The following is a 26,559-nucleotide window of genomic DNA, read 5'->3' on the forward strand; positions in this document are numbered from 1 at the left end:
AGGACATGAAGCTCCGCTACGCGCTGCCGACTGACCAAACTGAGGTGGCGGCGCTGCGCGAGGGGGCGGACGGCTGCCCGGAGCAGACCGTGACGTACGAGCCGACCCCATAACCACGGGATAGCGGCGCGCGAACAAGGGGAGGATCATGACCACAGCACGAAGGACACAACGGGGGATCACCACGGTCACGGCTGCGCTCACGGCCGCCGTGGGGCTGCTGTTGGTGACGGCGGCGCCGGCGAGTGCCGAGGTGAAGTCCACCTGCGGCACCTACATCTGTGTCGCCACGGCGTACCAGGGCCGCGATTACGTCCAGGACATCACCATCACCACGAGGGACGGTCTGCCGGGGACGCTGCGTGCGTTCGTCGGTGACTACCGGGGGAGCAAGGCGAATGCCTCGCGGTGGCGGTTCGTCGTCAACCGGGAGATCAGGGCGTACCCGAGGCTGGCCATCTGTGGCGGACTCGACCGCGGTGGCCGGGTCATCGAGAACCACTGCGTGATGATCCCCTGAAGTCTGCACGGATCTGTCTTCTCCACACCACGGCGTCCCGGGGGATCTGCCATGACGTCCCCGGTGCCTGCTGCATGGAGCTGCCCCGTCATAGAAAGTCCTCGAGCTGACGAGCCCGGCGCCAGCGGGCTCGGGTGAGTCCGATTCCGACCTTGGTCAGCATCTGGCCGAGGAGGTGGAGGGCTCGTGTCTGGGCTGGCACTCCGCGTACTGTTCCCGTCCAGTAAGCGTCAGTGAGCTTCTCCGTCGCCGTGAGGATCTGGTCCTCGTTCTGGGTGGCCAGGACGAGGACGAACCGCACGTAATCGCCGATGTCGGTTCCTTGGGGGTGCTGGTGAGTGAAGGCCCGCAGGCGCGGGGTCAAGGCGGGCAGGGTGCGGTCCGTCGGGAAGACCACGGCGAGTCCGGCGAGGGCGAGGCGAACTGCTGGGCATTCGGCCGACCAACGGGCCAGCAGAGCTGGAACGTGAGCCTGGACCGCGCTGCGGGCCCGGGACTCGCTGTCGGGATCGGCACGCTGTGGGGTGGCCGGCCAGGTCTCGGCGAGATGGCGCTCGGCGACAGTGGCAGCCCTGAACAGCAGGTCGACGGCTCGGAACCGGTGCCGGGCGGGAACGCGGCCGTCGACTGCGAGGGCCGTGACCAGGGCGAGGCCGTCAGCGGTGGCCGGCTGGCAGGTGTCCTGGTGAAGGATCTCGCTGTAGAAGTCACCGAGGAAGCTCCGGTCGTCCCAGCAAGGGTCGATCTCGGAGCCGAACAGCATCACGGCCTGGGGCGGCCGGGGGCCCTGCATGCGGTCGGCGATGACGTCCCGGAACAGCTGCCGGATCGGCGGATCAGCGGCGTTCGTAGTGTGCCGGGTCTGCTCGGGTTCGGCGTTCGTATCCATGGCCAGCGCAGCCTACTGGAGCGTCTCGGGCCGACAGCCCGTCGCCTGGATGGGGCGGGTAGTCGGCCCTGAGTCTGTCGTGGTCAGCCGGCCTCGCACGCGTACGGCGATCAATCGCTCAGCGCCTTCGACCTGGAACTTCTCGATGGCGGACGCCGCTGCCGCACCGCATCGAGGCCGGACGTGACGTCAGGTTCGAGGCTGTGACGTCGCACCGTCCCTTGTTTCCGTCCCGCTCCTGGCCCTTCATGTCAACAACCTCAAGGAGACTCCGGCGAGCGGCCGTTGTCGAAGATGACCCCGTGCTCGCCCACGCTCACCGGGACATTGACCCACTGGGCCTTGCCGTCGACGGACGAGGCGTACTGGCAGCGGTATCCGGTGTCTTGGCCGTATGCGACGAGTTCGAGGTCCGGCACCTTTCCACAGCGTAGGTGCTTGCTGACCCCGTTGTACTTCTTCCAGAACTCGCCGTAGACAGACTTCGCCGTCAGCGCGGCCTGGCCCGCATTTTTGATTTCGTACGGTTTCAAGTCACCGGCCGGCACGTCGAAACGGATGGACCAGGGGACCTTCACGCCGTTGAAGGTGACCGTGCACCGTGTGGTCACACCCGGCTCCTCACTCACCTTGTCGCCCTCACACCTGGCGCTGGTTTTCCCCGGTATCCCGGCCATGGCCACGGTATGTTTACGCATCGTCCACAGCACCCGTTCGGTGAACGCGGCGTCGTCGGTGGGTTCCGGCGGCAGAGCGTCGAGCAGTGTCTTCACTGTCAGGAGTCCAGGCTCAGCCGAGGTGATCGCGATGGGTAGTTCCCCGCCACTCTTCGGCAGCGCAGTGTCCGCAGGGCGGGAGGCGTTGTCATGCGATCCTGACCCGCCGCAGCCTGCGGTGACGAGAGCGATCATGGCTATGCCCAGGAGAGTTCTAGCGATGCGCATGTAGCCCAACTCTAGTCAGACGCGCGGCCGGTCGAGACGGTCACAGTGAACATTTTCGGCAAGCTTTGTCGCTGCACCGAACGCCGGAGAACGGCCGTTGAGTAGTTCCTCGCCCTGGCCGGCACCATCATCACAGTCCGCTGCCTGATCCGACGCGCCTGGACCCTCCACCGCTGGAACACCCTCCCCGAAGCTCACGTATTCGATGGCCTACTGGCGGACGCCCTAAGAGGTCCTAACAAAGGCGTTGGACGTGGCGGTGGGCGATCAGGCAGGTGGCGAGTCCGAGGAAGGCTTCGTGGATGTCGTCGCGTCGTTCCCAGCGGATGCGCAGGCGGCGGAAGCCGTGGAGCCAGGCGATGGTGCACTCGACGACGTAGCGGAAGATGCCCAGGCCGGTGCCGTGGGGCTCGCCCCGTCTGGCGATCACGGGGCGCATGCCTCGTTGCCAGAGCAGGCGGCGGTATTTGTCGTGGTCTCGTGCACGGTAAAGGGCGTAGCCGTCGGCTCCATGACGTTCTACCGGGTGCACTTCGACCGGGGCCGCAACGCCTACTGGGCCATGGAGGAGGAGTCGGAGGAACTGTACGAGACCGCGCAGACCCTCCTTGATCCCGAGACGGGTTCCTTCACCGACGAAGTCAGCGAACAGCTGGAGTACGCCGGCTCGTGTGGCGGGAGAGCATGGGAGGCGGCAGTCAGCGCGGCCTACTTGGCTGGGGCGAAGGCACTGAAGTGAGCAGGCGGGTGGTCGACGGCCAGGTCGGGCCGCCAGCACGTGAGGATTTGGGCGCTGCATACGAACAGGCCGTTGGGGAGCTGGTCGAGGGGGTACCACGCCCAGTCGCCGACGCTCTCGTCCGGCTGCGTCAGTGGCTGCCCTTGCCAGGCGTGGACGAGAGCGCCGACGGTGACCCGCAGGATCCCCTCGGCGTGATCGACGAGCGTGCCCAGCAGATCCACGTCGCCGGTCCGAGCGATCAGGCCAGTCTCCTCGGCGAGTTCTCGGACGACCGCCTCCTCGAAGGATTCACCGGTGGCCTCCACACTGCCGCCGGGTAGTTCGAGGGTGCCGCGGCGATGTCGGCCCAGCAGGACGCCATGCTCGCTGAGCAGGATCGCTCCGACGCCGACTGCCGCATGGGCGGCCGGGCCTCGGGTGCTGCGGGGTCGGCTGGAGGCGCGTGTCGGCCGGTCGGGAAGGCGCCGGGCGCGGATGAGCTGCTGGATTACCTTGGCGTTCTCGCCAGGGTGCGGGAACAGGTCGATGGCTTCGACGCGAAAGCCGTACTCGGTGAGCAGGCCCTCCCACAGCTGCGGTGCCAGGACCCACATCTGCGTCGGCAACGGCGGGTCGTTGCGCAGCAGGATCATCTGCTCGCGCGGCTCCACTGCCGTGGACGGACCGTGGCCGTGCAGATCGGTGTGCAGGAGCGAAAGGATCAGCGGGGCATCGGGACGCAGACCATCGCGCAGCGCAGGCAGCGAGCGGTGCGGGTCGATGAAGGCGAGCGTCCCGATCGCGTACGCGGCGTCGAACGGCTCGGCCCCGCCCAGGTACTCGGCCACGTCTGCCCGGACGAACTCCACGCCGTCCCCGCCCGCGTGGGTGGAGACGGCGCGCTCGTGCTGGGTCGGGGACAGCTCGATGCCGGTGACCCGCGCTCCGTGTGCCTGGGCGAGGTGGACGGCGTGGTGGCCGGCCCCGGAGCCGATGTCCAGGACGCGGCGGCCGGTGACGTCGCCGAGGACTTCTGCTCCCGGCCCGATGCCTTCCCAGGGCGTCCAGCCGAGCCGCTCGGGGACGGGCGGAGTGTAGGCGCGGGCGAGTTGGCGCTGGCCGTAGATCTGCCAGGCCCGGGTGTTGGTGTCCTCGGCGGGCACGGTTGCCTCCTGGTGGGCGAGTGTTCTGGGGGTCAGGTGTGTGTGATCAGGTAGGCGGGGCCCTCGCCGCGTCGGGCTCGTTCGATGGCGTCGAGGCGCGCGAAGGCGCGCGGGGCCATCAGCTCCTGCCAGGTCGCGAGGTCGTGGACGGCCCACATGTCGTGTTCAGCGGGGTCGAGGCGGATCCGGTCGAGCTGGCCGGCGGTCAGCCGGCCTCCGTCGAAGATGAGCCCCACCTTGTTCAGCGGCTGGCGCGGTCCAGCGTGGAGGAAGTGCGTCAGGAGCAGGGGCGGCGTGTTGAGGGCGAGCTCCAGGCCGGTCTCCTCGACCGCCTCCCGTCGCGCGGTCTGCAGCGGATCCTCGCCCGGTGCGTCCAGGTTGCCGCCCGGAAACTGCCAGAGCCTCGAGCCGTAGACCGAGCGGAGTTGGATGGGACGGTCGTGTTCGTCGCGGATGTACAGGCAGCCGTACACCGTGTGGTGGGGGACGGTCTGCGCGTACTCCTCGGCTGGCATCGGCAGGGTGCGGCCGGGCCGGGCAGGACGGTGGTCGAAGGCGAGGGCGAGAACGCCGAGGGCTTCCTTGGCCGGCGGGTAGCTGCCGCGGAGGTCGGCGAGCAGCTCGCCGGGCGACCCGTCCGGGTTGATACGTGAGGTGTCCTCCGAGCGGAGCAGGTCATCGAAGGAGGGGTACAGGGTGATCCGCTGCGCGATGACGTCGAGTTCCCGCCCGGTGTCCCGGTCGTGGAAGACGAGCGTGTCGCCCACGGCGACGGCGCGCCTGCTCGGGGTGGCCACCCTCACTTCGATCGTCTTGCGCCCTGCTTCCACCTGCCGGTAGTACCGCCCGAGCAGGTGCATGTGATGCTCGGGCGGTTCGTCTCCGGCCGCCGGGCTCGGGATGGCTGGGATCGCTTGCTGGGTGTCGTCAGGCATACGTGCCTCCGTTCGATGCTTTCCGCCCGCTCGGTCGTGGGCGCGACGTGGACGAGTCCATTGGCGAGCTACGGCAGTTCGACCGGTCCGTAACGCGCGTGCGGCTCCTGCCGCATCAGGGCGTCGTACCGGTCTGCTGCCGAGAAGTGCCAGAACTCGGTCCCGTAGTTCGTGAATCCCGCGCCTTCCATGGCGTTGAGCAGCAATGCGCGGTGGTGACGCGCGTGGTCGCTGAGGTTCGGGGCGTGTGTGAAGCAAGCGTCGTCGCTCTCCTCGGGAGAGGCGTTGACGCGGGTGCCGAGGTCGAGTTCGTGGCCGTCCTGGTCGATGAGGGTCACGTCCACGGCCGCGCCAGCGGAGTGCGGCGCGATCTCTGGCGGCGACACGTACTGGCTGGCGGCCCGGTGCAGCTGCTCAGGTGTCCAGTCAGGGTGGGCGGCGGCCAGCTCGTTCCGGTAGTCAGTGAAGTAGCGTTGCTGGAGGGCCGGCGGCCGGTAGCCCTCGATGAACAGCAGGTCGGTGCCGGCGGGCAGGAGCGAGCGGGCATGCTTCAACCGGGCCAGGACGCCTTCACGGACGTGGGCGAACGCACCTAGAGGGTCTTGCTTGCGGGGGTCGACGCGGAAGTTGTGGTCGCGTACGTCGACGAGTGGCTCTCCGCACTCACGCACGGGGATCGCCGCGACCTGCGGATCGGACATCAGCACCGGAGGAATCATCGAGTCTCCCTGTGACGGATTGCGCTGAGGTGGCGAGGCGGGGGCGGCAGCGGTCAGATCGGTCTCGCGCACGATCCGGGCGACGGTGTCCCGCAGTGTGCTGTCGGCCGGGACCACGGTTTCCAGACCGCCGGGCAGCAGATCCAGCTCGCGGTACCAGGAGGTGAGGTGGGCGTCGGTGACGTGCGCCAGGTCGGCGGCATCCGCCTTTGACGCGTGCCGTACCAACGTCGCTTCCAGCGGAACGTCCAGGTAGTAGCACCTGGAGACGCCGCGGTGGTCCCGTACCAGAGACGTGATCATGTGGCCGTAGCGGTCTGCGTACAGGATCCCTTCGAGGACGGCGTGGAGGCCGGCGTCGAGGGCTGCGCGGGCGATCGTGCCCAGCAGGGCGATGTTGGCGCCGCGCGGGGTGTCGTGTTCCCTGAGTACGTTCCGGCGGATCACGTCCTGGCCCACGATCGCGATACCGCGGCCGTAGTGATCTCGCAGGCCCTGGGCCACGCTCGACTTGCCGGACGCCGAGTTGCCGCGGATTACTACGAGGCGGGTGTCTGGACGCCCGGTCGCTGTCGCAGTGGGCACGCGACTGGCTGGGCTGGTCATGCGGGCCAGCCCGTCTCGCTGTACAGCTCGTCGTTCTGGATCTTCTCGATGGCCAGTCGGGTGTAGGGGACGAGGTCGTCGGGAAGGGCGGTGGGATCCCAGAATCTCCACTGGGTGCACTTGTCCGGCTCGCGCAGCACCGGCTCGCCGCTCCAGGTACGGGCGCGGAAGAACAGGGCCATGCGGGGCGGGTTCCTGGGCTGGCCGATGTGGTGGACGACGTGGACGAGTTCGACGTCCTGGCGCTCGATGTGCAGTCCGGCTTCCTCCATCGCCTCCCTGATCAGGCAGTCGATGGCGTTCTCCTGCTCGCAGTGTCCGGCGAGGGCGTGCCAGGTGGATGGCGCGAACGCGGAGTCGGGGTGGCGCAGCCCGAGCAGCACCGTCCCGTCGGGGCGTTCCAGGTAGAGGTGGACGCCGATGATGTTGGGGACCGTGCCGTGCGGTGACGCCGGACGCTGTTCCTCGGGCGCCGGTTCGCTCTGCATCGGCGGGAGGCCGGCGGCGTGGCGCCGTACGAGGGAGCTGGTCGTGTCCGCGATGCGCAGGCGGTGAAGGTCTTCGGGGGCGAACCAGGCGAGCATCACCCCCTCGGTCAGGTGGAGTTCGCGCGGGTCGCCGTTCCAGCGGCCGGCGTAGATGGCGATGGGAACGGTCGTGCCGTCGTCGTGGGAGGCGTATTCGGTGGCGAACGGGGACAGGTCGGCGAGATCGAGGCCGGCTTCCTCGGCCAGTTCGCGCCGCACGGTGTGTTCCAGGGCGGCGTCCTGGGGCTCTCGGCCGCCGCCGAGCAGGGACCACATGCCCGGCTCCCAGATCTGACCGGGGAAGTAGTCGCGGAGATGGAGCAGGTACTCGCCGCGGTCGTTGTAGATCAGGGCCGAGGCGTTGGCCGTCTCCGGTTCGGCCTGGAGCGGCAGTTTGAGTAGCTTCTCGCGCAGCGCCGGGGAGGTCACCCGGTCCACGGGACGCCACTCGATGCCGCCGACCTCCTCTTCCTGCGGCACGACCGACACCTCGGTCGTCTGCAGACGGAAGAGGAACCGCAGGTCGAAGTGCTGGTGTCCGGGCTCGCCCTTGCCCGGACGGGCGTCGATGTCGTGGATGTCGATGTCCAGCGGCACGGTCTCGAAGCCCGGCCACGGCGTGACGACCCGAGCCGGGATCCCGGTCTCCTCATGCAGTTCACGCAGAGCCGCCGCTGCCAGGGAGTCGTCGCTGGGCTCTGTGTGTCCGCCGGGGGCGAGGACCTTCCCACTGGCCAGGTGCAGCACATGCAGGACGCGGCCGAGCTGGTCGACGACGATCGCGCCGCAGGTCACGTGCCCGGTGAAGGTCGAGCGGCTGGCGATGTCCTCGCCAGGCGGGTCGAGGGCGTCCAAGAGGACGCTGAGCTGTTCCCGCTCGTGAGGGTGACGGGCGAGGTAGGTATCTACGGTGGTGCGGATGTGGTGGTGCGACAACGACATGGGGACTACCTCAGCGGGACGAGGGGCGGGAAGGGGACGTGGTGGGCGGAGTCGGGGTCAGCTGAGCCGCATCCCCTCCGCCGGGATCTCCTCGACGGCGGTGGCGTGAGCGGTGGGCAGACCCCACCGCTCACGTGCCGTCTCCGCGGCGAGCTGGGCCTGCCGGGCTCCGGGCGGGCCCCAGCCCAGCAGGGCGGCAGTCTGGGCGGGGGTGGCGAGCAGTCTGGCGAAGGGGCGCCCGGTGGCGTGGTCGACGGCCGCCGGCCCGATGGCGGTGACCTGGGCGGCCAGGCGGAGCCGGGCGTTGGGTCCCACGCCTCCGTAGACCTCGCCGGTCTGGTCCAGCACCCAGCCCAGTCGCTCCGGGTCGGTCAGGGTGAGCTGGGCTTCCTCGGCGGCTTCGCGATGCACGGTGTCCTCGGGCGTCGTGTCGGTGCTCTCCACGGTGCCGCCGGGCAGCATCGGCAGCGCGCCCTGCGGGCCGGGGTCGGCCACGATGACGACCCGGCCGTCGGGGATGAAGCACCACGCCCAGGCTTGCCGCACGGGCAGCCGCTCGGGCACGGGTCCGCGGTGGAGAGGGCTGTCCCACAAGGGCCGGTAGCGGACGTGGACGTCGTGCCGGTCCAGGGCCGGGACGTCAAGGATGTGCTGGCCGTCGGCGAGGTGCGCGGTGGCGGTGTTGCCGAGCCGGGCACGGTAGGCGGCGAGCATGATCTGCCCGTCCACGGGGCGCAGCCGCTGGACCGCGTCCCGGGTGTCCAGGAAGGCGTACTCGGACAGCTCTTGGTGCGGTAGGCGGATCGCCTCCACCTGGTCGGGGGTGAGGGTTCCCCCGTCGAAGACGAACCGGATCTCTCCGGGGCAGTGCGTGCCGGGCTGAAGGTCGGGATGGTGCGCGGAGAAGGAGTGGACGGCGAGCACGGCCGACAGCGGCAGGTCCAGGCCCAGTTCCTCAGTGATCTCGCGCCGGCAGGTGGTGTGCGGGTGTTCACCGTGTTCGACGACACCGCCGGGCAGCACCCACGAGCCGTCCTCACGGTAGGTGGGGTGGACCAGCAGGACCTGGCCCACCTCGTTGGTGGTGATCGCGGCGGCACCGAGCCACGCGGCATGCCGGGTCGAGGCGTACTGATCTGACGGCACACCTGCACCCGCTGAGACGTGATCCGAAGAGGACACGGGAGAAGTCACGCAGCTTTGCCTTCCGAGACGATGGACGAGCGGGTGCTCAGCGAGTCGGCGAGGGTGCTCAGAGGGCACCGTTGGTCATCCGCTGCTGCGGCTCCTCCCCGGAGACGACCGGCCGGGCCACGGTGATGCGCATGTGCTTCTTGGTGAACACGTGCGGCTCATGGCTCGTGTCCGCAGAATCACGGCCAGGTGCCTGACGCGAGGGGGGGAGTGTGGCCACGTTGGGCCTTTCGGGCGAGCGGGTCATACCTGGTCCGGGACGGTGGGCGCGGCTGGGTGGGGAATGGCCATGGTCGGGGCGTACTGGGCGGCTTGAGCTTCGAACATGGCGGCGTATCCGCTGCGAGCGGCGATGAGTTCCTCGTGGGTGCCGTGCTCGGCGAGGTGCCCGTTGTTGAGGACGTAGATGTGGTCGGCTTGGCGGACGCCGGACATGCGGTGGGTGACCAGGACGACGGCCCGGTTCGGGGCGGCGAGGCGGCGGATGCGGTCGAAGGCTTTGATCTCGGCTTCGGGGTCGAGGGCGGAGGTCGGCTCGTCCACGATGAGGACGCCGTCTGCCTGTGATGTTGAGCTACGCCAGTGAGTGCGGGCCAGGCCGACTTTCTGCCATTCACCGCCGGACAGTTCGATGGCGCCGCGGAACATGCGGGCCAGCAGGGTGCGCAGGCCGTCGGGGAGTTTGGCGATGACGGGGCCGGCGACGGCGTAGTCGACGGAAGGCTTCAGGTCATCGTCGGTCGCCGGGTGGTCGGGGCGGCCGAGGCGGATGTTCATCGCGGCGGTCACGGGCCATCGCTGGAAGTCCTGAGTGAGCAGGGAGACGCGCTCGAAGACCTGGGCCCGGTCGAGGTCGGTGACGTCCGCCTCGCCCCAGCGCAGCGTGCCGCTCTCAGGCAGCAGCATGCCGGAGAGAATCTTCATCAGGGTGCTCTTGCCGGAGCCGTTCTCGCCCACCACAGCGGTCACCGACCCCATCGGCAGGGTCAGGGTCACCCCGTCCAAGGCGGGCGTGTCCCGGTCGGGGTAGAGGTAGGTGACCTGGTCCAGAACGATCTCCTTGACGCGTTCCGGTACGGGTGCTCCGCCGGTGGGCAGGGTCCGCTGGTCGGCCTCGGAGAGGAATCGGCCGTGGTCGCGGACGTAGAGGCTTTCCTCGTGGAGCTGGTTGATGTTCATGACCAGCGCGCCCAGGCTCGCCGAGCCGGTACGTACGGCGATGACAGCGGTTCCGGCGACGGCGAGGCTCATGTGCCCGGCCATGATCAGCCAGAACATGGTCCCGTAGGTCGCGGCCATCGCCAGGCCGGACAGTGCGGAGGCGACCCATTCGGTGAGGGCCTTGCTGGAGGCGAGGCGCTCCTGTTCGGCTTCGGCGCTTTCGGCCATGCGCTCGTAGCGGTTGAGGAGGAAGGGGCCGACGGCGTGGAGGCGGACTTCCTGGGCGGCGGTGCGTTCGGTGAGCAGGTTGCCGATCAGGCGGCTGGCCCGCACGTGTTCGATCCAGCTCATCACCGACACGTACCGTTCCTGGGCGACCCGCATGGCGCCCCAGCCGCGCGGCGCGGCGATGAGGACCACCATGGGCAGCAGCGCGGGGTGGAGCACGGCGAGGACGCCGGCGGTGGTGATCAGGGAGATGAGGCCGTTCAGTGCGGCGACGCAGGAGCTGATCATGCGGCGTGCGGAGCCGGGGCCGTGCTGGGCGATGTCCACGAGCCGCCGGAAGTCGGGGTCGTCGATAGCCTCCAGCTCGACGTGGGCTGCGGCGGCCAGGTACTGGGTGGTGGCGATCCGCTCGACCTTGGGTTCCAGCCGTCCGGCGCGAGAGGTGGACCAGGCCGACAGGGCGGAGTTGATGACGCCAATGATCGCTGCAGCCAGCAGGCCGGGTAACAGGGCGTGCAGCCGTTCGGCGGCGGTGCCGTTGCCAGCGAGCAGGGCGTGCATGACCGCGTTGACCGCCAGCAGACCGGCGGCTGCGGCAATGCCCTGGCCGATCTCGCTGACCCCGACCGACAGCAGGGCACGCCGGTCGGCCTGCCAGGCCATGCGCAACGTGGCCCCGACGAGGCCGGGCATGGAGCGCAGCGCCGACATCATGGTCAGGTCCAACGTCGCGTGCTCGTGTTGTGACCAGCCCATGTCGTAGCGCAGGGGACCGCCGAACAACTCGTGCTCGGCGTCGGACACCTGTGGGTCGGCCATCGTGACCGGACCGAAAAACCTTTTCACTGGGTGCCTCCCGGGACGCTCTCTGCCCAGGACGGGCTTTTCGTGTGCTGCGTCATGCCAGGTACCTCGTTTCCGGCCGTGAGCCTTCGGCCGGCAGGGCTGCAGGGTCAGAGGTAAGACGGAGCCTGGTGCCCGAGGAGACAGCGGTGTTTTCGAACGCAGGATGAACAGATGCAGGGCGACGTACGGGATGCATGCGGATTCCTCGGGGCTTGATGCGGACGAATGATCGGTTAACGGGGTTCCGATACCGCCGTAACGGGTAGGGGTAGGCGAAATCTAGAACTCGATTTCGATTACCTGGCCTTCTCCTTGTGCGGTCGGGTGGGGCGGGCTGTGATGCTGCGTTCGATCACTCATGTGGGTTGCGGTACCTCCTGCGGGGGATTGCCGCGGGGCCGCCTGGTCGTCATGACGCAGTGAGGTCGGGGTGGAGAGCGATGGCGTCGCGAAGGAAGCTGCGCTTGGAGTAGAAGGTGTGCTCGGTCGCCCAGCCGTGACGGGCGAGGTAATCGCAGAGCCAGAGGTCGATGCGCTCCATCTCGATGAGGACCTCGTCCCGGTTGTGATCGAGGATGCTGCGCGAGCGGAGGTACTCCAGTTCGCACTGGGAAAGCACCACGTCGGGGGCCGCCAGGAGAGAGCAGCGGTCGAGGAAGATGCCGTAGACGTGTCCGGTGCGCATCGACTCGCACTGGATGTCGTAGCGGACGCGTTGGAAGGGTGGCATGGCCTGGACGTGGAGGCCCAGGTCTTCGCGCAGGAACGTCTCGAAGCGGTCGGGGGTGATGTCGAGGCCAAGGGTGAGTTCCTCGCGACGGGCGAAGACTCCTCGGTAAACCACTTCCGCTTGAGGACGTGCCCGGCGGTGACGGTGGGGATGAAGGATGCGTAACCGATCTCGGGCTCCGGGCCGGTCACGTCGAACAGATGGTTCTCGGTGTGGTGGATCTGGAATTCGTCCCGGTACTCCGGACGGCAGCCGTCCAGCTTGCCGTCGCGCAGTGCCTTGAGCAGTTCCATGGATGCGGCCCAGATGTCCGGTGCCGGGGCCAGGGTGTACTTGTATTCCAGCTCGGTGCCGGAGAAGTGCTTGCGGAAGTACCGCAGGTGGTTGTTGAGCGCCGTGCTCGACTCTGCGTGCGCTGTCAGCACGGGCCCGAGCCAGCGCAGTTCCCTGACGGGGCCGTGGCCGACTGGCTCTCGGGTGGTGCGGACGAAGCAGGCGTCCTCGGGATGGAAGCGGACCTGCGCGTACGCGTGGTAGCCGCCGCCTGGATCTGCGGCCAGGTAGCACAGCGGCACCAGGCCGGGAGCGGCCTCGGCGCCGACCAGGTCGCGCAGGCCGGGGCCGGCGATGCCGTCGGGGAACAGTTTGCCGCCGTCGATCCTGGCCGCGCCTAGCCGAGTGCCCCCGGGGAGGAGCGCTTCGGCCGGGCAGGGCCCTAGCGCGCTCCAGCGGACGATCACCGTGGTGGCGGGCTGGCACACCTCCTGCCGTGGCACCCCTATGAGCGCGATCGCCTCACCTGGTCGGCGTGGCGCGGTGCGGTTGAGGAGGTGGACACCACCGAGGGCGACCCAGGCTTCCCGGTTCGAGGGCTGCTCACCGTGCACGCTGGACTCCTTCGTGTGAAGCGGGCGCCCAGGATGATCGGCCCGCAGTCCAAACAAGGCCGCCGGGTTGGCCGGATGGCTGCCTGCTCGTCGCTGCGACGCCCAGCCGATTCGTCGGCCTAGGGTGGGACGGGTGAGTCATGGTGTAGTCGGTCAGGTGATCTTGGACGAGGTTGTCGCGGATGCCCGCCTCGCTGTATGGGAGTTCGATGGCGCACGGGCCTGGCTGGAGGAAGCCCGTCGGCATCCGATGGAGCCGCTGGCGGCTGAGGTGTGGGTCACCGACCCTGATCTTGAGCACGTCCTGCTGGTCAAGCACCGCGTACGCGGATGGGTGCCTCCTGGCGGCAAGGTGGAACCGGGCGAGGCGCCGCGTGCGGCGGCGGCCCGGGAGCTGCTGGAGGAGACCGGCCTGCGCACGAAGCTGCTTCCCGAGCCCGCAGCCGTCGCGGTGCGCTCCTACCGAGCCGACTGGTCTGCGACGCTGAGCTTGTCTTATGCCGCGATCGTCGGACGCGACGTGCCGCTTGCCGGGGAGCAGAACCAGCCGACGGCGTGGTTCCGCCTGGACGCCGGCTGGGACAGCGTCTTCCCCGAGGATGGCGAGCGGATCCGCGCGCACGCTCGCCGCCTGGCATCCGGCCGGGCGGAGAGCTTCCGCTGACGTAGGCCCGTGGTCGACGTTCACAGCACGTCCTCGATCCGATCGAGGTCGGCCGAGGACAGGGTGACAAGCTCAAGGTCGTGAAGGAAGCGGCACCACAGCGGCTCGAGGCCGGGCTCGCGCTCGAACTGGGCACGGTCCAGGCATCCCTTGGCGTACGCGGCGGTCCTCAGCGCGTGCTGCTGCAACTGGTCGGGGCGGACCCACCGAAGGGCACGGACCTCACGGAGCGAGGGGGACAGTGATCCTCGAACCTCGGCCTGGAAGATCCACCAGTGGTGGCCAATCAGACCGCTGGTCGCGCGGCAACAGTGGTTGGGCCGCCACTGGTCCAGCAGCAGGTGCAAGTCGGTGACGGTGAGACCGACTTCCTCGCTGACCTCGTCGCGCGCGGTTTGCTCAATGCCACCATGCTGGTCGATGTGGCCGGCGACCGGGGCGATTCCGGCCGGAGGGTTCACCCGCTCGAACACCAGGAGGCCGCTCGGGGAGGTGATCAGTACCCCGACGCTTGCATGGTCACAGCGGAGATTTCTGCTGCTGGGTGCGGGGGCGCCCCGGGTCATGCGGCGGCGTCCGGTCGTCGCGCGACGACCACGAGCCAGCTCGTCACGGTCGGGGCGTCGGGGGCGGTCGTGGCGTACGCGGTGTCGAGGATCTGCATCCGCTGCGCGTAAGTGAAGTCGCCTTCGGGCTGCGAGAAGAGGGGGACGGCCAGCCACGCCCTCTTCTCGGCCATGGTGCCGTGCTGGGCGGTGACCTCTGTGTCGACGACCTTCAGTCCGGCTGCTGTCAGCTGCTTGGTGACTGTCGCCAGCGGCAGCTTCGGCGGTCTGCCCGCCTCCTTCGGCGACGGGGTGTATCCGTGAGCATCAGCGGCGACTTGGCGGATGAGGGCGTTGAGGGAAGGCCCGCTGCGGGCGGACAGTTCATCGGGGTGCCGCACGCCGGCGAAGCCGCCGCCGATGTTGAAGACGAAGTGCCCGCCTGGGCGCAGGATCTGGGAGACGGCGGCGAACACGGCGCTGGTATCTGTCTTCCAGACAGCGGAGTTGCACACCACGGCATCGACGCTGGCGGCGTGGAAGTGGTCGGCGAGCCGCTCGGCCGGAGCAGTGATCCAGGTCAGGCGGCCGTCGGTGAGGGCGTGACGGCCGACTCGCTGCATCGCGGCGGCGTTGTCGACGGAGACGAGACGGGCTCGGGACGGGATCAGGTCGAGAATCGCACGGGCGGTCGCGCCCGCTCCGCCGCACAGGTCGACCACCAGGCTGGCGTTGGCCAGAGGGGCCCGTCCGGCGAGGTCGCGGCTGGTCGCGTCGTACATGGGATGAGCCTGGGTGAAGGCGAAGTACGCCTCGGCGTTGGTGTCCTCGTCCCATCCGAGGATCGCGTCCTGGGGTGCCATGCTTCTTGGCCTCGCTTCTCAGGGCGGCTCGGTAGCGCATGCCGGGCGTTCGGGCAGGTCAAAAGAGCGCAGACTGTACAGCGGCGGGCGGTGAGCAGAACTGTGCGCCCAGGATGATGCGTCGGCCCTTGAGGGCGTTGAGGTCGAGCAGGTAGGCCAGTTGTTCACCCTCGTCGGCCAGGGCGACGAGGACCTGGGAGCCAAGGCAGGAGAGCACCGTCCACCCGTGCTCACCCGCGCGTGGATCATGCGGGTACAAGGCGCGACCAGTCCCCGACGCCCGCAGCAGGTCGCCTTCGCCGGGCGGCGTCCACGGCTCCGGCGTGGCCGGGACGTTCAGGCCGCTCAGGGCCTCGGTAGCGCGGTCGAGGTGCTGCTGGTGGGCGACGCGGGCTGGGACGAGGTCGCGCAGCTCGGCCAGAGCTGTCAGCTTGGCCGCGGCCCGCACGGTCTGTGTCAGGCCGAGGTGGCGGGTGAGGGCATCCTCCAGAAACCGCACGGCGCGGCCGTCAGCACTCCGGGCGAGGTAGGTAGCGATCAAGGCACCCTGTTCGTCGAGACGGGACCGCTTACGGGGTTCGGCCGCGGTGCCGACTTTAGTGGTGCCGTCGGCGAACGTCGCCAGGTACAGCCAGTGCGGCTGGGCCATGTACACGGCCAGGGCGTCAGGAACGTGCCCGCCCGAGTGGAACCGGTGGGCAAAGCGGAAGTCGTCCCGGCCGGCGCAGGCCGCGCACTGGCCACCAGCCTCGGCCGGGGCCCGGTCAGGACAGGCAAGGGCCTCGACGCGGACGCGGTCGGCGAACCGGTACCGGCCGGTGCACCACCGGCCCGTGTCGCTCACCTGGTAACCCAGGCGCCTGCCCATGACCGGGGTGTAGACAAGCGGTCCGCCGGTCACGGGGGCGAGCAGAAGACGGGGGTCTCCGCTTGCCCAGGTGATGCCGTGACAGACGAGAGTCCCGCTGGCGGGCAGGTCCTGGTCCATGGCGTGTTCCTTGTCGATCGGAGGGAGAGAGGGCCGGATCAGACGGTCAGGTGCAGTCGGTCGGCCAGGGCAGCGCACGCGGCCTTGAAGACCTGGTCGCGGTCCAACTGGGCGACGTCCAGCGTCAGCCAGGCGCCTCGCTGGGCCTGCTCGCGCATCTGGTCCAGGACGGTGTTCTGGTAGCGGATGAAGTCCGCGTCACCGCCGCCGACGTGGCCGGCTTCCAGGGAAGTGAACGAGCCCTTTCGGGCGAGGGCCTCGCGGGCACCGATGTTCAGAAATAGCACAAGGTCCGGCTTCGTCAGATGCGCGAAGACCTGCTCGCACATGCGGGGGCAGACCTGGGGGTTGACGGCGTACCGGGCGAGGATCTTGTGGTGCGCGTTGTCTAGGACCACGTGGGTTCCCGCAGCGAGGGCCGGCTGGGTGACGAGCCGGTCCTGCAGGGTGTACCAGGAGGCCAGGGCCAGCAGCCAGTAGTGGTGGCCGCATGCCTGAGCGACGCGGGCGTAGCGCCGGTAGACCAGCTCGTTGAGGCGGTCGAGGTAGGCGGACAGTTCCGGGTCCTGGGGGACGGCGGTGCTGTGCTTGCCGATGAGGACTGCCGTGTGGCCGGCGTCGTTGAGGGCCTGGTGCAGGCGGGCAGCGAGGGTGGACTTGCCGGCCCCGTCACCGCCGACGAAGGTGATCAGCTTCCCGGCTGCGGTGGTATTCGGCGCGTTCGCCGTCATCGGGATTCTCCCAGGGTGTGGGTCGGGCTGGTGGTCAGGCGGCCGGTGATGATGGTGCGGATGCGGTTCACCAGGACGGCACGTTGGCGCAGGACTTCGCTGTGACGCTCATTGGACAAGTCGGCGGGATAGTGGGTGGCGAGGTTGTTGGAAATGACGTGGAGGTAACCGAATCTGATCCCCGCCTGGCGCGCCGCCCCCATGGGGCCGATCTCCGGGTCGACGAAGGCGTACGAGGCGGTGTGCTGGTCCAGCCAGTCGCGGTTCTCCAGCAGGATCGACTGGGAGGAGACGTGTAGGCCGCTGCGCACCCCGTCGTGGGCCGCGGCATAGTTGCCGAAGAAGTCGTCCCAGCTCACCATCGCCCCGCGTACCAGGCTGGTATTGCCGGTCGCCAGCCAGGTGTTCGGTTCGATGCCGGGGGTCAGCGAGCCGACCTTGCCGACGTAGACGACATCGCGTGCGCCGAGTTCGGCAAGGCGCGCGACGACCCGTCCGGCCACGTCTCCCCAGATGCTGTGGAGGAACCCGAGGTAGACCACGCGACGGCCGGAGACTTCGGCGCGCTGCCAGGCGTAGCCGGATCCGCGGGTCCACACTCCGTTTGCGGGCGCGAGGTACTGAAGGCCCCAGCCGACGATCACCAGGTCGCCGTCCAGCTGCAGGTCGAGTGTGTTGAGCGCTGTGCGGCACTTCTCTTGATCGGACGGCTGATAGGTGACGGTGTCAGCGGGGCGGCCGGTCATGGCCAGGTATGTGGCGATGATCAGGGCGTAGTGCTGGACGTAGTCGGCTCCGGGGAACGCCTTGACGACGAGGTCACGGCCGTGGACTGCCGCGGTGGGCCGTTCGATGTTGAACAGTTTCCCGGTCTTCTCGTACCGGGAGATCACCGCCGTGCGGTCTGAGTACGAGGGCCGGGTGCTCATCGAGTTGTTGCACAACGCGCACGGCGCGCACCAGGACAGCGTGATCGGGTGGACGCCGTAGTCGGCGGCGATCTGTTCTGGCGAGACGCCGCCTCTCGACAAACCAGGTCAGGCATCACCTGTCCGTGTAGCAGTCCCACGCCATCACACCGGCGCGTGCGCTGGGCACATGGTTCTGCCAACCGGCCTGAGCAGCGGATTAACGGTCGTCTCAGGTTCGCTCCGTAGGAAGTGCGCATCCAGATAAGCGATGCAACTCGCATGGAGGAGGCCAGTGATGGCAGTCAACGGAGCGCCGTCCGGGAAGGCGCCGGCAGGTCGGTTGGCAGGCCGGTGGGTGCCGTGGTTGGTGATTGGCCTGTGGTTGGTGCTGGCCGCGGGCATGGTGCCGCTGAGCGGGAAGTTGAGTTCGGTCACCACCGACAGCGCCGTGGACACCCTGCCGGCCGGTGCCGAGTCCACCAAGGTGGCGGCGCTGGACGACACTCTCCCCGGTGGTGAGGACAGCACGTTCGTCTTCGTGTACCACCGGGCCGAGGGCATCACCGCCGCCGACCAGGCGGCGGTCCAGGGTCACTACGACACCCTTGCCAAGCGGTACCCGCCGAAGACGACGGAGGCGGGCGACGAGGACGACGGGGGCTCACCGACGAGCCTGTCCGCCGACCGCAAGGCGATGACGTTCACCCTCGATGTGAGCACGGCCTACGGCCCACCGGAGGAGCTCGTCGGCCCGTTGCGTGACACCGCGAAGGACCGCCCCTCCGGGCTGGAACTGGACGTGACCGGACCGGGCGCGATCGACGGTGACATGGATGCCGTCTTCGACGGCATCGACGAGCAGGTCCTTCTCACCACCATCGCCGTCGTCACGCTCCTGCTGATCCTCACCTATCGCAGCCCGGTGTTGTGGATCATCCCGCTGGTGGCCGTCGGGGCGGCCGCACTGACCTCGATGGGGACCGTCTACCTGCTCGTCAGAGGCTTCGGCATCGTGGTCAACGACCAGAACTCGGCACTGCTGACGATTCTGGTGTTCGGGGTGGGAACGGACTACGCGCTGTTGCTCATCGCCCGGTACCGGGAGGCACTGCACCACCATGAGAACGTCCGGGTCGCGATGGCTCACGCGCTGCGCGGCGCGGCGCCGGCCATCGTCGCGTCCGCGGCCACCGTGGTGTCGGGCCTGCTGTGTCTGCTCGTCGCGGACCTGAACAGCACCAGTGGGTTGGGTCCGATTGGTGCGGCCGGCATCCTGTGCGCGCTGGTGGCCATGCTGACGCTGTTCCCGGCGGTGCTGGTGGTGCTCGGCAGGCGGATCTTCTGGCCGGCCATCCCGCGGTTCAGCACGGTCGTGGAGGAGAAGCGGGGGCTGTGGGGACGGCTCGGCACCGCCATCAACCGTCGCCGGTGGGTGGCGACGCTCGGCTCGTTCGGAGTCCTCGGCGTGCTCGCCCTGGGGCTGGCGGGCAACAGCGGCGCCTTGCGGGAGCAGGACCAGTTCCTGTCCGCGCCGGAGTCGGTCACCGGCTTCACCGTTCTGCGCGAGCACTTCCCGGAGCTCGGCGGCCAGCCGCTGACGGTGTTCACGCGTCCGGCGCAGCAGGAGAAGGTGCTCGACGTCGTCGAGGGCACCCGAGGCGTGGCCCTGGCCGTCCCGGAGGAGACCGTCGGTGGCTGGGCCAACATCTCCGTGTTTCCGAAGGACGCGCCGGACACCGCCGCGGAGTACGACACGATCAAGCGGGTGCGCACCGCCGTGCACACGGTGAGCGGGGCGGAGGCGATTGTCGGCGGGCCGAGCGCGGAGAACCTCGACACCGAGGTGACCACCAGGCGTGACGAGAAACTGGTGATACCGCTGGTGCTCGTCGTCGTCCTGATCATCCTCGGGCTGCTGCTGCGCGCGGTCCTGGCCCCGCTGGTCCTGATGGCCACCGTGGTCGTCTCGTTCGCCGCGGCCTTCGGCGGCAGCGTGTTCGTCTTCGACACGATCCTCGGGTTCAAGGGTGTCGACTATTCGGTGCCGCTGCTGGCGTTCCTGTTCCTGGTGGCGCTCGGCGTCGACTACAACATCTTCCTGGCCAGCAGGGCCCGGGAGGAGACCCCGCGCCTCGGCACCAGAGAGGGCATGCTCAAAGCCCTCTCGGCCACCGGTGGCGTCATCACCTCGGCAGGCCTGGTCCTGGCGGCCACCTTCGGGGTCCTCGTCACACTTCCGCTGGTGATGCTGGTCGAGGTCGGTTTCCTGGTGGCCTTCGGCGTGTTGCTCGACGCCCTGCTGGTGCGGTCGGTCCTGGTGCCCGCCCTCACCTTGCTGATCGGCCGGCGGATGTGGTGGCCGAGCCGGTTGTCCCGTCCAGCGACGGAGCTGCCGGACGGCCGACAGCCGCTCGCAGGCAAGGAGGAGTCCGCGCTGCAACGGTGAGCGGGCGGCACGGACGAGATCCGGGACGGGGCTCCAGGCCCCGTCCCGGATCCTTTTCGTGGGCCCGACGGTCGCCGCCCTCCGGTCCTGCGCCACGCGCCGGGGCGGGTCAGGACGCCGCGGTGTCCTCCCCTGCGGGCGGGGCCGCGGCCGGAAGGTCCACCCGGAGCAGCGCGCCACCGCGTGCGGAGCGGGCGACGGTGACCCGGCCGGCGTGGGCGTCGACGACCCGCTGCACGATCGACAGCCCCAAACCGGATCCCGGCAGCCCCCGGGCACTGTCGGCACGGTAGAACCGGTCGAACAGCCGCGGTATGTCGGCGGCGTCGATGCCCGGCCCGGCGTCGTCGACCTCAAGCACCACCGACTTCTCCTCGGCACGAAGCCGGACCTGGACCGGCTGGTCGGCGGGGGACCACTTGCCGGCGTTGTCGATGAGGTTGAGCACCGCTCGCTCGAGCGCGGCGGGGCGCCCGTTCACCCACACGGAGGTCACGTCGAGCGCGACCTCGATGTCGGGCATGCGGGATTCCGCCCGGGTCGCGGCGGCCACCACCACGTCGGCGAGGTCGAGCACCTCGGTGCTCTCGTCGCTGACGTCACCGCGCGCCAGGTCGGTCAGCTCGGCGACCAGGGTGCTCAACTCGGCTACCTGGGCGCCGACGTCGTTGAGCAGCCGGGTGCGGCTCTCCGCCGGCAGTGCGCTGTCCAGGGTGCCGCGCCGATCGAGCCGAATGAGCAGCTCGACGTTGAGGCGCAGGCTGGTGAGCGGGGTCTTGAGCTCGTGGGCGGCGTCCTCGGCGAGCAGCCGCTGGGCCTGCCGGGAGTCCCGGAGCGCGGCGAGCATGTCGTTGATCGACTGGATCAGCCGCCGGATCTCCCCACCGCCCTCGTCCGGGATGTCGGCGTCGAGTTCCCTGGTGTGCGCGACACGTACCGCGGCGGAGGTCAGCCGGTCGATCGGTGCCAGCCCGGTCCGCGCCACGGTCCGCCCGACAAGGGCGCCGCCGGCCACGCAGAGCAGACCGATCAGCAGCATGCCGAACCCGAACTGGTTGATCGGGCCGTCGTCGACGACACGGGCCACCTGGACCGCGCCGCCGCCCGCCCGCAGTGTGTAGATGGCATAGCCTTCTTCGTCGCCGCCGTTCGACTCCAACAGGTCGGCCGACATGCCCCGCGCCACGCGCCCGGCGTTCTCGCTGACCGGAGGCAGCGCGGGCTGCCCGTCCGGCGTCCGGATCGAGCCGTCGGGCAGAATGGCCCGCACCAGCCGGCCGGATCCGGGATACGGCGGCAGCTCAACCTGCGCCAGACCCGCGCGCTCCGCGTTCGTCGCCAGGACGCGGGCATCGGCGCGCAGCTGTTCCTCGACGGTGTCCCGCAGCTGCCAGGCCAACAGCTCGCTGGCCACCTGGAAGGCCACGAACACACTGACCGCGATGGCCGTCGCCGCGATCACCGTCAGCCTCGCCCGCAGGGACCGGCGACGCCACCATCGAATCAGCCGGCGCGGCCCCCGGCCGGCGGTCCTGCTCACGGAGGGGTCTCCCGCAACGTGTATCCCAGGCCACGCACCGTGTAGATCAATCGGGGTTCACCCTCCGCCTCCATCTTGCGGCGCAGATAGCTCACGTAGACCTGCAGATTGTTGGCGGTGGAGCTCATGCCGAAGCCCCAGATCGCCTCGAACAGCGCGTCGCGGGTCACGACCCGGGTCGCGTTGCACAAGAGGACCTCCAGGAGGGAGAACTCGGTCCGGGTCAGGCGCAGTGGCCGCCCGGCCCGCCACGCCTCGAACCTGTCGGGGTCGAGCCGGACGTCGGCGAACGACAGGACGTGCGATTCCTCGTCGGCCGGTGTGCGCCGGCGCAGCAGGGCCCGCACCCGGGCCAGCAACTCCTCGGTGGCGAACGGCTTGGGCAGGTAGTCGTCGGCGCCCGCGTCCAGCCCGGTGACCCGGTCGGAGACCTGGTCACGGGCGGTCAGCATCAGCACCGGCAGATCCCGGCCCGCGGCTCGCAATCGCCGACAGGTCTCCAACCCGCCGAGGCGGGGCATCATCACGTCGAGGAGCAGCAGATCCAGCGTGTCACCGCCGGCCCCGACGACCTCGTCGAGCACGGCGAAACCGTTGGCGACGGTGCTGGTGTCGTAGCCCTCGACCTGGAGCACTCGCTCCAACGACCCACGGATGGCCGCGTCATCATCCGCGATCATGATTCGCACGCCGGCCCGCCCCCCTCCCAGTCGATGTTTTTGCCGCTGATCGTCCCCGATCAACCTGAGACCAGTATTAGAGCGTCGCTGGGAGGGACGGCTCTTACGGACACCGTAGGACTGTGTCCTACGTGGTGAGGCATCGTTGAAATCGCCTCGGCGCAGCTTCCGTCGCTTGCTCGGTGCCGGGCGGTGGAACTACGCCCGTGTGGCGGCCGTTTTGGCGTCCTCGATCGCCGACGGCGGGGAGGCGACTCTGCGGCTCGGGAACTGTCGAACGCCTCGTCCTGAGGTCGGACCGGCTGGTCGCGGAAGGCGTGCCACGACACAGGTCGCGTTTCGGCGCCGTCATCGATGGCACTCATGGGCAGGGGCGGCTACACGTTCGTGCGGGTCGCGTGCGGCAACGTCTGGAGAGACCGGGGGAGTGCCGATCTGACGGACACGGCCGGGGGCCCGGGCTCTGCCGGACACCGGACGTACTGCGCCCGGGCGATACGCTCTGCGGGTGACCCGGCAATCGACACCCGACGAGCGACGGCCCGCGAACGACGGGCGCAGGGTCGCCGCTCGCAACCGGGCCGCACTCGTCGCCGCCGCGCGGGAGATCTACGCGGAGCAGGGCCTGGACGCCCCGCTGTCCGCCATCGCGCGGCGAGCCGGTGTGGGACAGGGCGTTCTGTACCGGCACTTTCCCGACCGGGCGGCCGTCGCCACCGCGGTCCTGGACGAGAACGTCCGCCAGATCGAGCAGGCGGCGGCGGCCCCGGCCGCCGACATCGCCGGGGTTCTCGGTGTCTTGACCTGGCACCAGACCCAGTCGGCGGCCTTCATCAGTGTGCTGCACATCGACGGGGCGGCAGGCCGTTCCGGCATCCCCGAGTACGCCGCGGCCCTGTCCGGGCGGGTCGAGCGGGCCCTGCGGGCGCACCTGCCGGACGGCCATCGGCTGGCCACGGCGAGCGACGATCTCATGATCGCTGTCGCCATGGTCTCGGGAGCCGTCACCGGACCCACCCGTGAGCAGCGGGAACAGCGGGCCATGGCGGCGTGGCGACTGCTCGACGTCGAGGTGGGACCCGTGCGCCCCTTCGACGACGAACAGCGCGGTCAGCCGCCGTTGGACTGACGGACACCTCGCGCCAGTGCGTCGAAGGTGTACAGGTACCCTCCGGCGGGCCCGCTGACGGTCATGTACGCCTTGGTCCCGCCGGGCGTGATGGCCACGTTGGTCGCCGACCGGAGTCCCCCGGCGGCGCGGGCGGGGACCTCGACGGTCGCCAGGCGCTCACCGTGCCGGTCGTACACCGCCATGGCGGGGCGGCCGTGCAGTGCCTGGTAGAGGTTGCCGTCCGCGTCCACGGCGATCGAGTCGGTCTGGGCGATTCCGCCGTCCACCCTGATGGCCGTGTGGCGGGACGTGACCCCGCCCTTGCCGTCGAGCAGCAGGTAGGAGACGCGGTTCTGGGTGAGTTCACTGACCCACAGCCCGCGGTATTCCGAGTCGAACGAGATCCCGTTCGGTGCCGCCATGCCGTCCGCCAGGACGGTGGCGTTCTTCCCCGCGCGGTCGATCCGCACCACGCGCCCCTCCGCCCTGCCCTCGGACATGCCCCGCGAGTCGCTGACGTACAGGTTGCCGTCCTGGTCGAAGGCGAGGTCGTCGGGGTTCATCGCCGCCCCGTCGACCTCGCCGGAGAAGAAGGTCCGCGGGTCGCTCCCGTCGGGAGCCAGGCTGATGATCTCGCCGTGGGAGAAGTCGGTCAGATAGATCCGCCCGTCGTGGGGGCTGAACTGGGCCGAGGTGTAGGTGCCGCGGTTGTCGGTGTGGACCCGGCCCGACGTCTTCTTCCGCACATCGACCCGCAGCACCTTCGGCTCGCCGGCCGGTGCGGTGACATCGACGACGAGCAGATCGCCGTTCGCGTCGAAGGCCGGGCCCTCGAGCAGGGTCATGCCCGTCTCGGGGTGCACCTCGGTCAGTCGCATCAGTTTTTGGGCGCGGATGGTCCGGTCCGTGCCGGCGGCGGCCGTGTCCTGCGGGCCGTCGCCGCGTGTGGCCGTACCGCAGCCGGTGAGGACCAGAAGACCGGTCGCGGCCAGCCCGGTGAGGGATCGGAGCGGGAGTCGTCGCATGGGGGTCACTCTTCCTGTCCGAAAGTTTGCGGAAGCTGTCCGCAATGCAACCGGACAGTGTTGTCCGGTTGTTGCTACGGTAGTGCATGCCAGCTCAAGTCCGCTGCTCCCCTGCGCATTTCCTCGGACGGAGTGGCGTCCTCGCCCCGAACCGGAAGGACAGAGGTCCCCCCACATGACGTACTCGGATGCAACTTCTCCCGAGGAACTGGCCGAGTTGAGGCGGCGCTACCGGGCGGAAAGAGAACGCCGCGTGCGCCCCGACGGCGCCCGGCAGTACCTCGCCGCCGACGCCGCATTCGGCTACTACGCCGAGGACCCGTACGCCGAGACACCGCGGGAGCGCCACCCTCTGCGGGACCGGGTGGACGTGGCGGTCGTCGGCGGCGGCTTCGGCGGCATCCTGGCGGGCGCGCGGTTGCGTCAGCAGGGCGTCGGGCGGGTCCGAATCGTGGAGAAGGGCGGAGACTTCGGAGGCACCTGGTACTGGAACCGGTACCCGGGCATCCACTGCGACGTCGAGTCGCACGTCTACCTGCCGCTGCTCGACGAGACCGGCTACGTCCCGGAGTGGAAGTACTCCCCGGGAGAGGAGATCCGCCGCCACGCGGTGCGGGTCGCGGAGAAGTTCGACCTCCGCGCGGACGCTCTGTTCTCCACCTCGGTCACCTCCCTGACCTGGGAGGAGACAGCACAGGCGTGGATCGTCACGACCAACCGGGGCGACAGGTTCCACGCCACGTACGTCATGACGGCGACCGGAACCCTCACCGAGCTCAAGCTGCCCGGCATCCCCGGCATCGAGCGGTTCAAGGGGCACACCTTCCACACCTCGCGCTGGGACTACGGCTACACCGGCGGCACCCCGGACGGCGGCCTCACCGGGCTCGCGGGCAAGCGCGTGGGCGTCGTCGGCACCGGCGCCACCGGCGTCCAGGTCGTCCCGAAGCTGGCCGAGGACGCGGGACACCTCTACGTCTTCCAGCGCACCCCCTCCAGCGTGGACGTGCGTGCCAACCGCCGCACCACCGCGCAGGACGTGGGAGCCGACCGCGAGGGCTGGGCGCGCGAGCGGCGCGACAACTTCCTGCGCATCGTGTCCGGCGAGCCCGTCGAAGAGGACCTGGTGGCGGACCGGTGGACCGCCTCGGCCGGTCTCCTGGAGAAGCTCCTGCCGAGCTTTCGCCGTCCGGAGGACCGCCGGGCATTCGAAGCGGCCTACGAGGCCGCGGACGCCGCGAAGATGAACGAGGTCCGCGCCCGCGTCGAGCGGATCGTCGCCGACGCGGACACGGCCGAGAAGCTCAAACCCTGGTACCGGTACGCCTGCAAACGTCCCACCTTCTCGGACACCTACCTCCAGGCGTTCAACCGCGCCAACGTCACCCTGGTCGACACCGCGGACACCCACGGCATCGAGCGCATGACCGAGCACGGTGTCGTGGTCGGCGACACCGAGTACGAACTCGACTGCCTGATCTTCGCCACCGGGTTCTCCGTCGGAGTCTCCGGCGTCCACTCGGGGAAGCTGCCCGTCCGCGGCCGGGACGGCGTCGAACTGCTGGCGGCGCTGCGGCAGCGGGGACCGCGTTCCCTGCACGGCTTCACCCGCAACGGATTCCCGAACCTGCTCCAGTTGGGAGCCGGGCAGAGCGCCAGCAGCGTCAACTTCACGCACGTACTCGACGAACACGCCGTGCACGCGGCGGCACTTGTCGCGGCTGCCGAAGCCGGGGACGCCGTCATCGAACCCTCCCGCGAGGCCGAGGACGCCTGGCTCGCCGTCATGGCCGAGGACGCACCCGACCACGAGTGGTTCCACGCCGAGTGCACCCCCGGGTACTACAACGGTGAGGGGCGCGGGCGGCCGAACGGGCCCCACGCCTACCCGCACGGCGCCGTTGCCTTCCACGGCCTTCTGGAGCGCTGGCGCGAAGGGTCCATGGACGACGTGCTCAAGGCCCGCCGGGCTTCCTGAGCCGGCCGCACCGCCGGCGACGCGGAGTGGACCGGGGAGGGCCGATCGCCGTGCGGCCGATCGCC

24 protein-coding genes and 1 pseudogene are annotated in these 26,559 nt (G+C 69.4%); 7 read left to right on the plus strand and 18 right to left on the minus strand.

The genetic code is table 11. The features are described from left to right. Nucleotides 1-148 precede the first annotated feature (148 nt). Complete coding sequence (locus B9W62_RS35755) at nt 149-520, plus strand: hypothetical protein (RefSeq protein WP_087811058.1); 372 nt, start codon at nt 149-151, stop codon at nt 518-520. Nucleotides 521-608: 88 nt separating this feature from the next. Here the strand turns inward: B9W62_RS35755 and B9W62_RS35760 are convergent, their stop codons facing one another. The 3 genes and pseudogenes from B9W62_RS35760 to B9W62_RS40400 all read right to left on the minus strand — a co-directional run. Next, entirely contained in the window at nt 609-1,409 is an 801-nt protein-coding gene (locus tag B9W62_RS35760) for a hypothetical protein (protein ID WP_087811059.1), read from the minus strand. A gap of 260 nt (nt 1,410-1,669) precedes the next feature. Next, entirely contained in the window at nt 1,670-2,182 is a 513-nt protein-coding gene (locus B9W62_RS35765; protein ID WP_087811060.1) for a hypothetical protein, read from the minus strand. 406 nt (nt 2,183-2,588) lie between these two features. Next, a pseudogene (locus B9W62_RS40400) lies at nt 2,589-2,807 on the minus strand (transposase); the annotation flags it as partial. A gap of 57 nt (nt 2,808-2,864) precedes the next feature. Between B9W62_RS40400 and B9W62_RS40405 the strand changes: the two are divergent. After that, nucleotides 2,865-3,092, plus strand: a complete 228-nt coding sequence (locus B9W62_RS40405; RefSeq protein ID WP_179235832.1) for a hypothetical protein — start codon at nt 2,865-2,867, stop codon at nt 3,090-3,092. On the opposite strand, the gene B9W62_RS35780 is transcribed toward B9W62_RS40405, so the two are convergent. From B9W62_RS35780 to B9W62_RS41005, 7 genes are all read right to left on the minus strand, one after another. Continuing rightward, nucleotides 3,062-4,237, minus strand: coding sequence for a bifunctional class I SAM-dependent methyltransferase/NUDIX hydrolase (locus tag B9W62_RS35780; RefSeq protein WP_087811062.1), 1,176 nt, complete (start codon nt 4,235-4,237; stop codon nt 3,062-3,064). The two genes, B9W62_RS40405 and B9W62_RS35780, sit on opposite strands and share 31 nt — an antisense overlap. 32 nt (nt 4,238-4,269) lie before the next feature. Beyond that, the gene (locus B9W62_RS35785; RefSeq protein WP_087811063.1) at nt 4,270-5,172 is read right to left on the minus strand and encodes an NUDIX domain-containing protein; all 903 of its coding nucleotides are present in this window, start codon (nt 5,170-5,172) and stop codon (nt 4,270-4,272) included. Nucleotides 5,173-5,240: 68 nt separating this feature from the next. After that, entirely contained in the window at nt 5,241-6,476 is a 1,236-nt protein-coding gene (locus tag B9W62_RS41000; protein WP_256976695.1) for a M15 family metallopeptidase, read from the minus strand. A 17-nt stretch (nt 6,477-6,493) separates the two neighbouring features. Beyond that, entirely contained in the window at nt 6,494-7,966 is a 1,473-nt protein-coding gene (locus B9W62_RS35800; RefSeq protein WP_087811064.1) for an NUDIX domain-containing protein, read from the minus strand. A gap of 57 nt (nt 7,967-8,023) precedes the next feature. Then, nucleotides 8,024-9,112, minus strand: coding sequence for an NUDIX hydrolase (locus B9W62_RS35805; protein ID WP_256976696.1), 1,089 nt, complete (start codon nt 9,110-9,112; stop codon nt 8,024-8,026). A 291-nt stretch (nt 9,113-9,403) separates the two neighbouring features. Then, complete coding sequence (locus B9W62_RS35810; protein WP_179235833.1) at nt 9,404-11,368, minus strand: ABC transporter ATP-binding protein; 1,965 nt, start codon at nt 11,366-11,368, stop codon at nt 9,404-9,406. Nucleotides 11,369-11,804: 436 nt separating this feature from the next. Continuing rightward, on the minus strand, nt 11,805-12,239 hold the full coding sequence (locus tag B9W62_RS41005) for a hypothetical protein (protein ID WP_256976697.1): 435 nt from the start codon (nt 12,237-12,239) through the stop codon (nt 11,805-11,807). A gap of 344 nt (nt 12,240-12,583) precedes the next feature. On the opposite strand from B9W62_RS41005, the gene B9W62_RS41010 reads away from it, so the two are divergent. Beyond that, a complete protein-coding gene (locus B9W62_RS41010) occupies nt 12,584-12,799 on the plus strand; it encodes a hypothetical protein (protein WP_256976698.1) in 216 nt (71 codons plus the stop codon). 370 nt (nt 12,800-13,169) lie between these two features. Further along, on the plus strand, nt 13,170-13,676 hold the full coding sequence (locus B9W62_RS35820; protein ID WP_256976699.1) for an NUDIX domain-containing protein: 507 nt from the start codon (nt 13,170-13,172) through the stop codon (nt 13,674-13,676). A 20-nt stretch (nt 13,677-13,696) separates the two neighbouring features. Here B9W62_RS35820 and B9W62_RS35825 read toward each other — a convergent pair whose 3' ends face one another. Genes B9W62_RS35825 through B9W62_RS35845 form a run of 5 tightly spaced genes read right to left on the minus strand, consistent with a single transcriptional unit; the run spans nt 13,697 to nt 17,696 of the window. Continuing rightward, a complete protein-coding gene (locus tag B9W62_RS35825) occupies nt 13,697-14,242 on the minus strand; it encodes an NUDIX hydrolase (protein WP_087811067.1) in 546 nt (181 codons plus the stop codon). After that, nucleotides 14,239-15,084: a class I SAM-dependent methyltransferase gene (locus B9W62_RS35830; protein ID WP_087811068.1), complete on the minus strand. Its 846-nt coding sequence runs from the start codon at nt 15,082-15,084 to the stop codon at nt 14,239-14,241. Before B9W62_RS35830 ends, B9W62_RS35825 begins: the two co-directional genes overlap by 4 nt. A gap of 58 nt (nt 15,085-15,142) precedes the next feature. Continuing rightward, nucleotides 15,143-16,072 (minus strand): DUF2797 domain-containing protein, encoded by a 930-nt coding sequence (locus B9W62_RS35835; protein ID WP_087811069.1) that lies wholly within the window; start codon nt 16,070-16,072, stop codon nt 15,143-15,145. Between the two features lie 38 nt (nt 16,073-16,110). Then, nucleotides 16,111-16,803 carry a dTMP kinase gene (locus B9W62_RS35840; protein WP_087811070.1) on the minus strand — a complete coding sequence of 231 codons (693 nt, stop codon included), beginning with the start codon at nt 16,801-16,803 and terminating at the stop codon, nt 16,111-16,113. After that, entirely contained in the window at nt 16,800-17,696 is an 897-nt protein-coding gene (locus tag B9W62_RS35845) for a nucleoside phosphorylase-I family protein (RefSeq protein ID WP_256976700.1), read from the minus strand. Before B9W62_RS35845 ends, B9W62_RS35840 begins: the two co-directional genes overlap by 4 nt. Nucleotides 17,697-18,009: 313 nt before the next feature. On the opposite strand from B9W62_RS35845, the gene B9W62_RS35850 reads away from it, so the two are divergent. Continuing rightward, complete coding sequence (locus B9W62_RS35850; RefSeq protein ID WP_087811071.1) at nt 18,010-20,160, plus strand: MMPL family transporter; 2,151 nt, start codon at nt 18,010-18,012, stop codon at nt 20,158-20,160. 109 nt (nt 20,161-20,269) lie between these two features. On the opposite strand, the gene B9W62_RS35855 is transcribed toward B9W62_RS35850, so the two are convergent. Both B9W62_RS35855 and B9W62_RS35860 read right to left on the minus strand, forming a co-directional pair. Next, a complete protein-coding gene (locus B9W62_RS35855) occupies nt 20,270-21,700 on the minus strand; it encodes a HAMP domain-containing sensor histidine kinase (RefSeq protein ID WP_087811072.1) in 1,431 nt (476 codons plus the stop codon). Beyond that, nucleotides 21,697-22,389 (minus strand): response regulator transcription factor, encoded by a 693-nt coding sequence (locus B9W62_RS35860; RefSeq protein WP_087811073.1) that lies wholly within the window; start codon nt 22,387-22,389, stop codon nt 21,697-21,699. The genes B9W62_RS35855 and B9W62_RS35860 overlap by 4 nt, the downstream gene beginning before the upstream one ends. 499 nt (nt 22,390-22,888) lie before the next feature. Here B9W62_RS35860 and B9W62_RS35865 point away from each other — a divergent pair, with 499 nt between their 5' ends. Continuing rightward, on the plus strand, nt 22,889-23,509 hold the full coding sequence (locus tag B9W62_RS35865) for a TetR/AcrR family transcriptional regulator (RefSeq protein WP_087811074.1): 621 nt from the start codon (nt 22,889-22,891) through the stop codon (nt 23,507-23,509). Here B9W62_RS35865 and B9W62_RS35870 read toward each other — a convergent pair. Next, nucleotides 23,491-24,516, minus strand: a complete 1,026-nt coding sequence (locus B9W62_RS35870; protein ID WP_087811075.1) for an SMP-30/gluconolactonase/LRE family protein — start codon at nt 24,514-24,516, stop codon at nt 23,491-23,493. The genes B9W62_RS35865 and B9W62_RS35870 overlap by 19 nt on opposite strands. 175 nt (nt 24,517-24,691) lie before the next feature. On the opposite strand from B9W62_RS35870, the gene B9W62_RS35875 reads away from it, so the two are divergent. After that, nucleotides 24,692-26,494 carry a flavin-containing monooxygenase gene (locus B9W62_RS35875; protein ID WP_087811076.1) on the plus strand — a complete coding sequence of 601 codons (1,803 nt, stop codon included), beginning with the start codon at nt 24,692-24,694 and terminating at the stop codon, nt 26,492-26,494. Nucleotides 26,495-26,559: the final 65 nt, after the last annotated feature.

Source organism: Streptomyces sp. CS113, assembly GCF_002188365.1.
Lineage (GTDB): Bacteria > Actinomycetota > Actinomycetes > Streptomycetales > Streptomycetaceae > Streptomyces > Streptomyces tendae.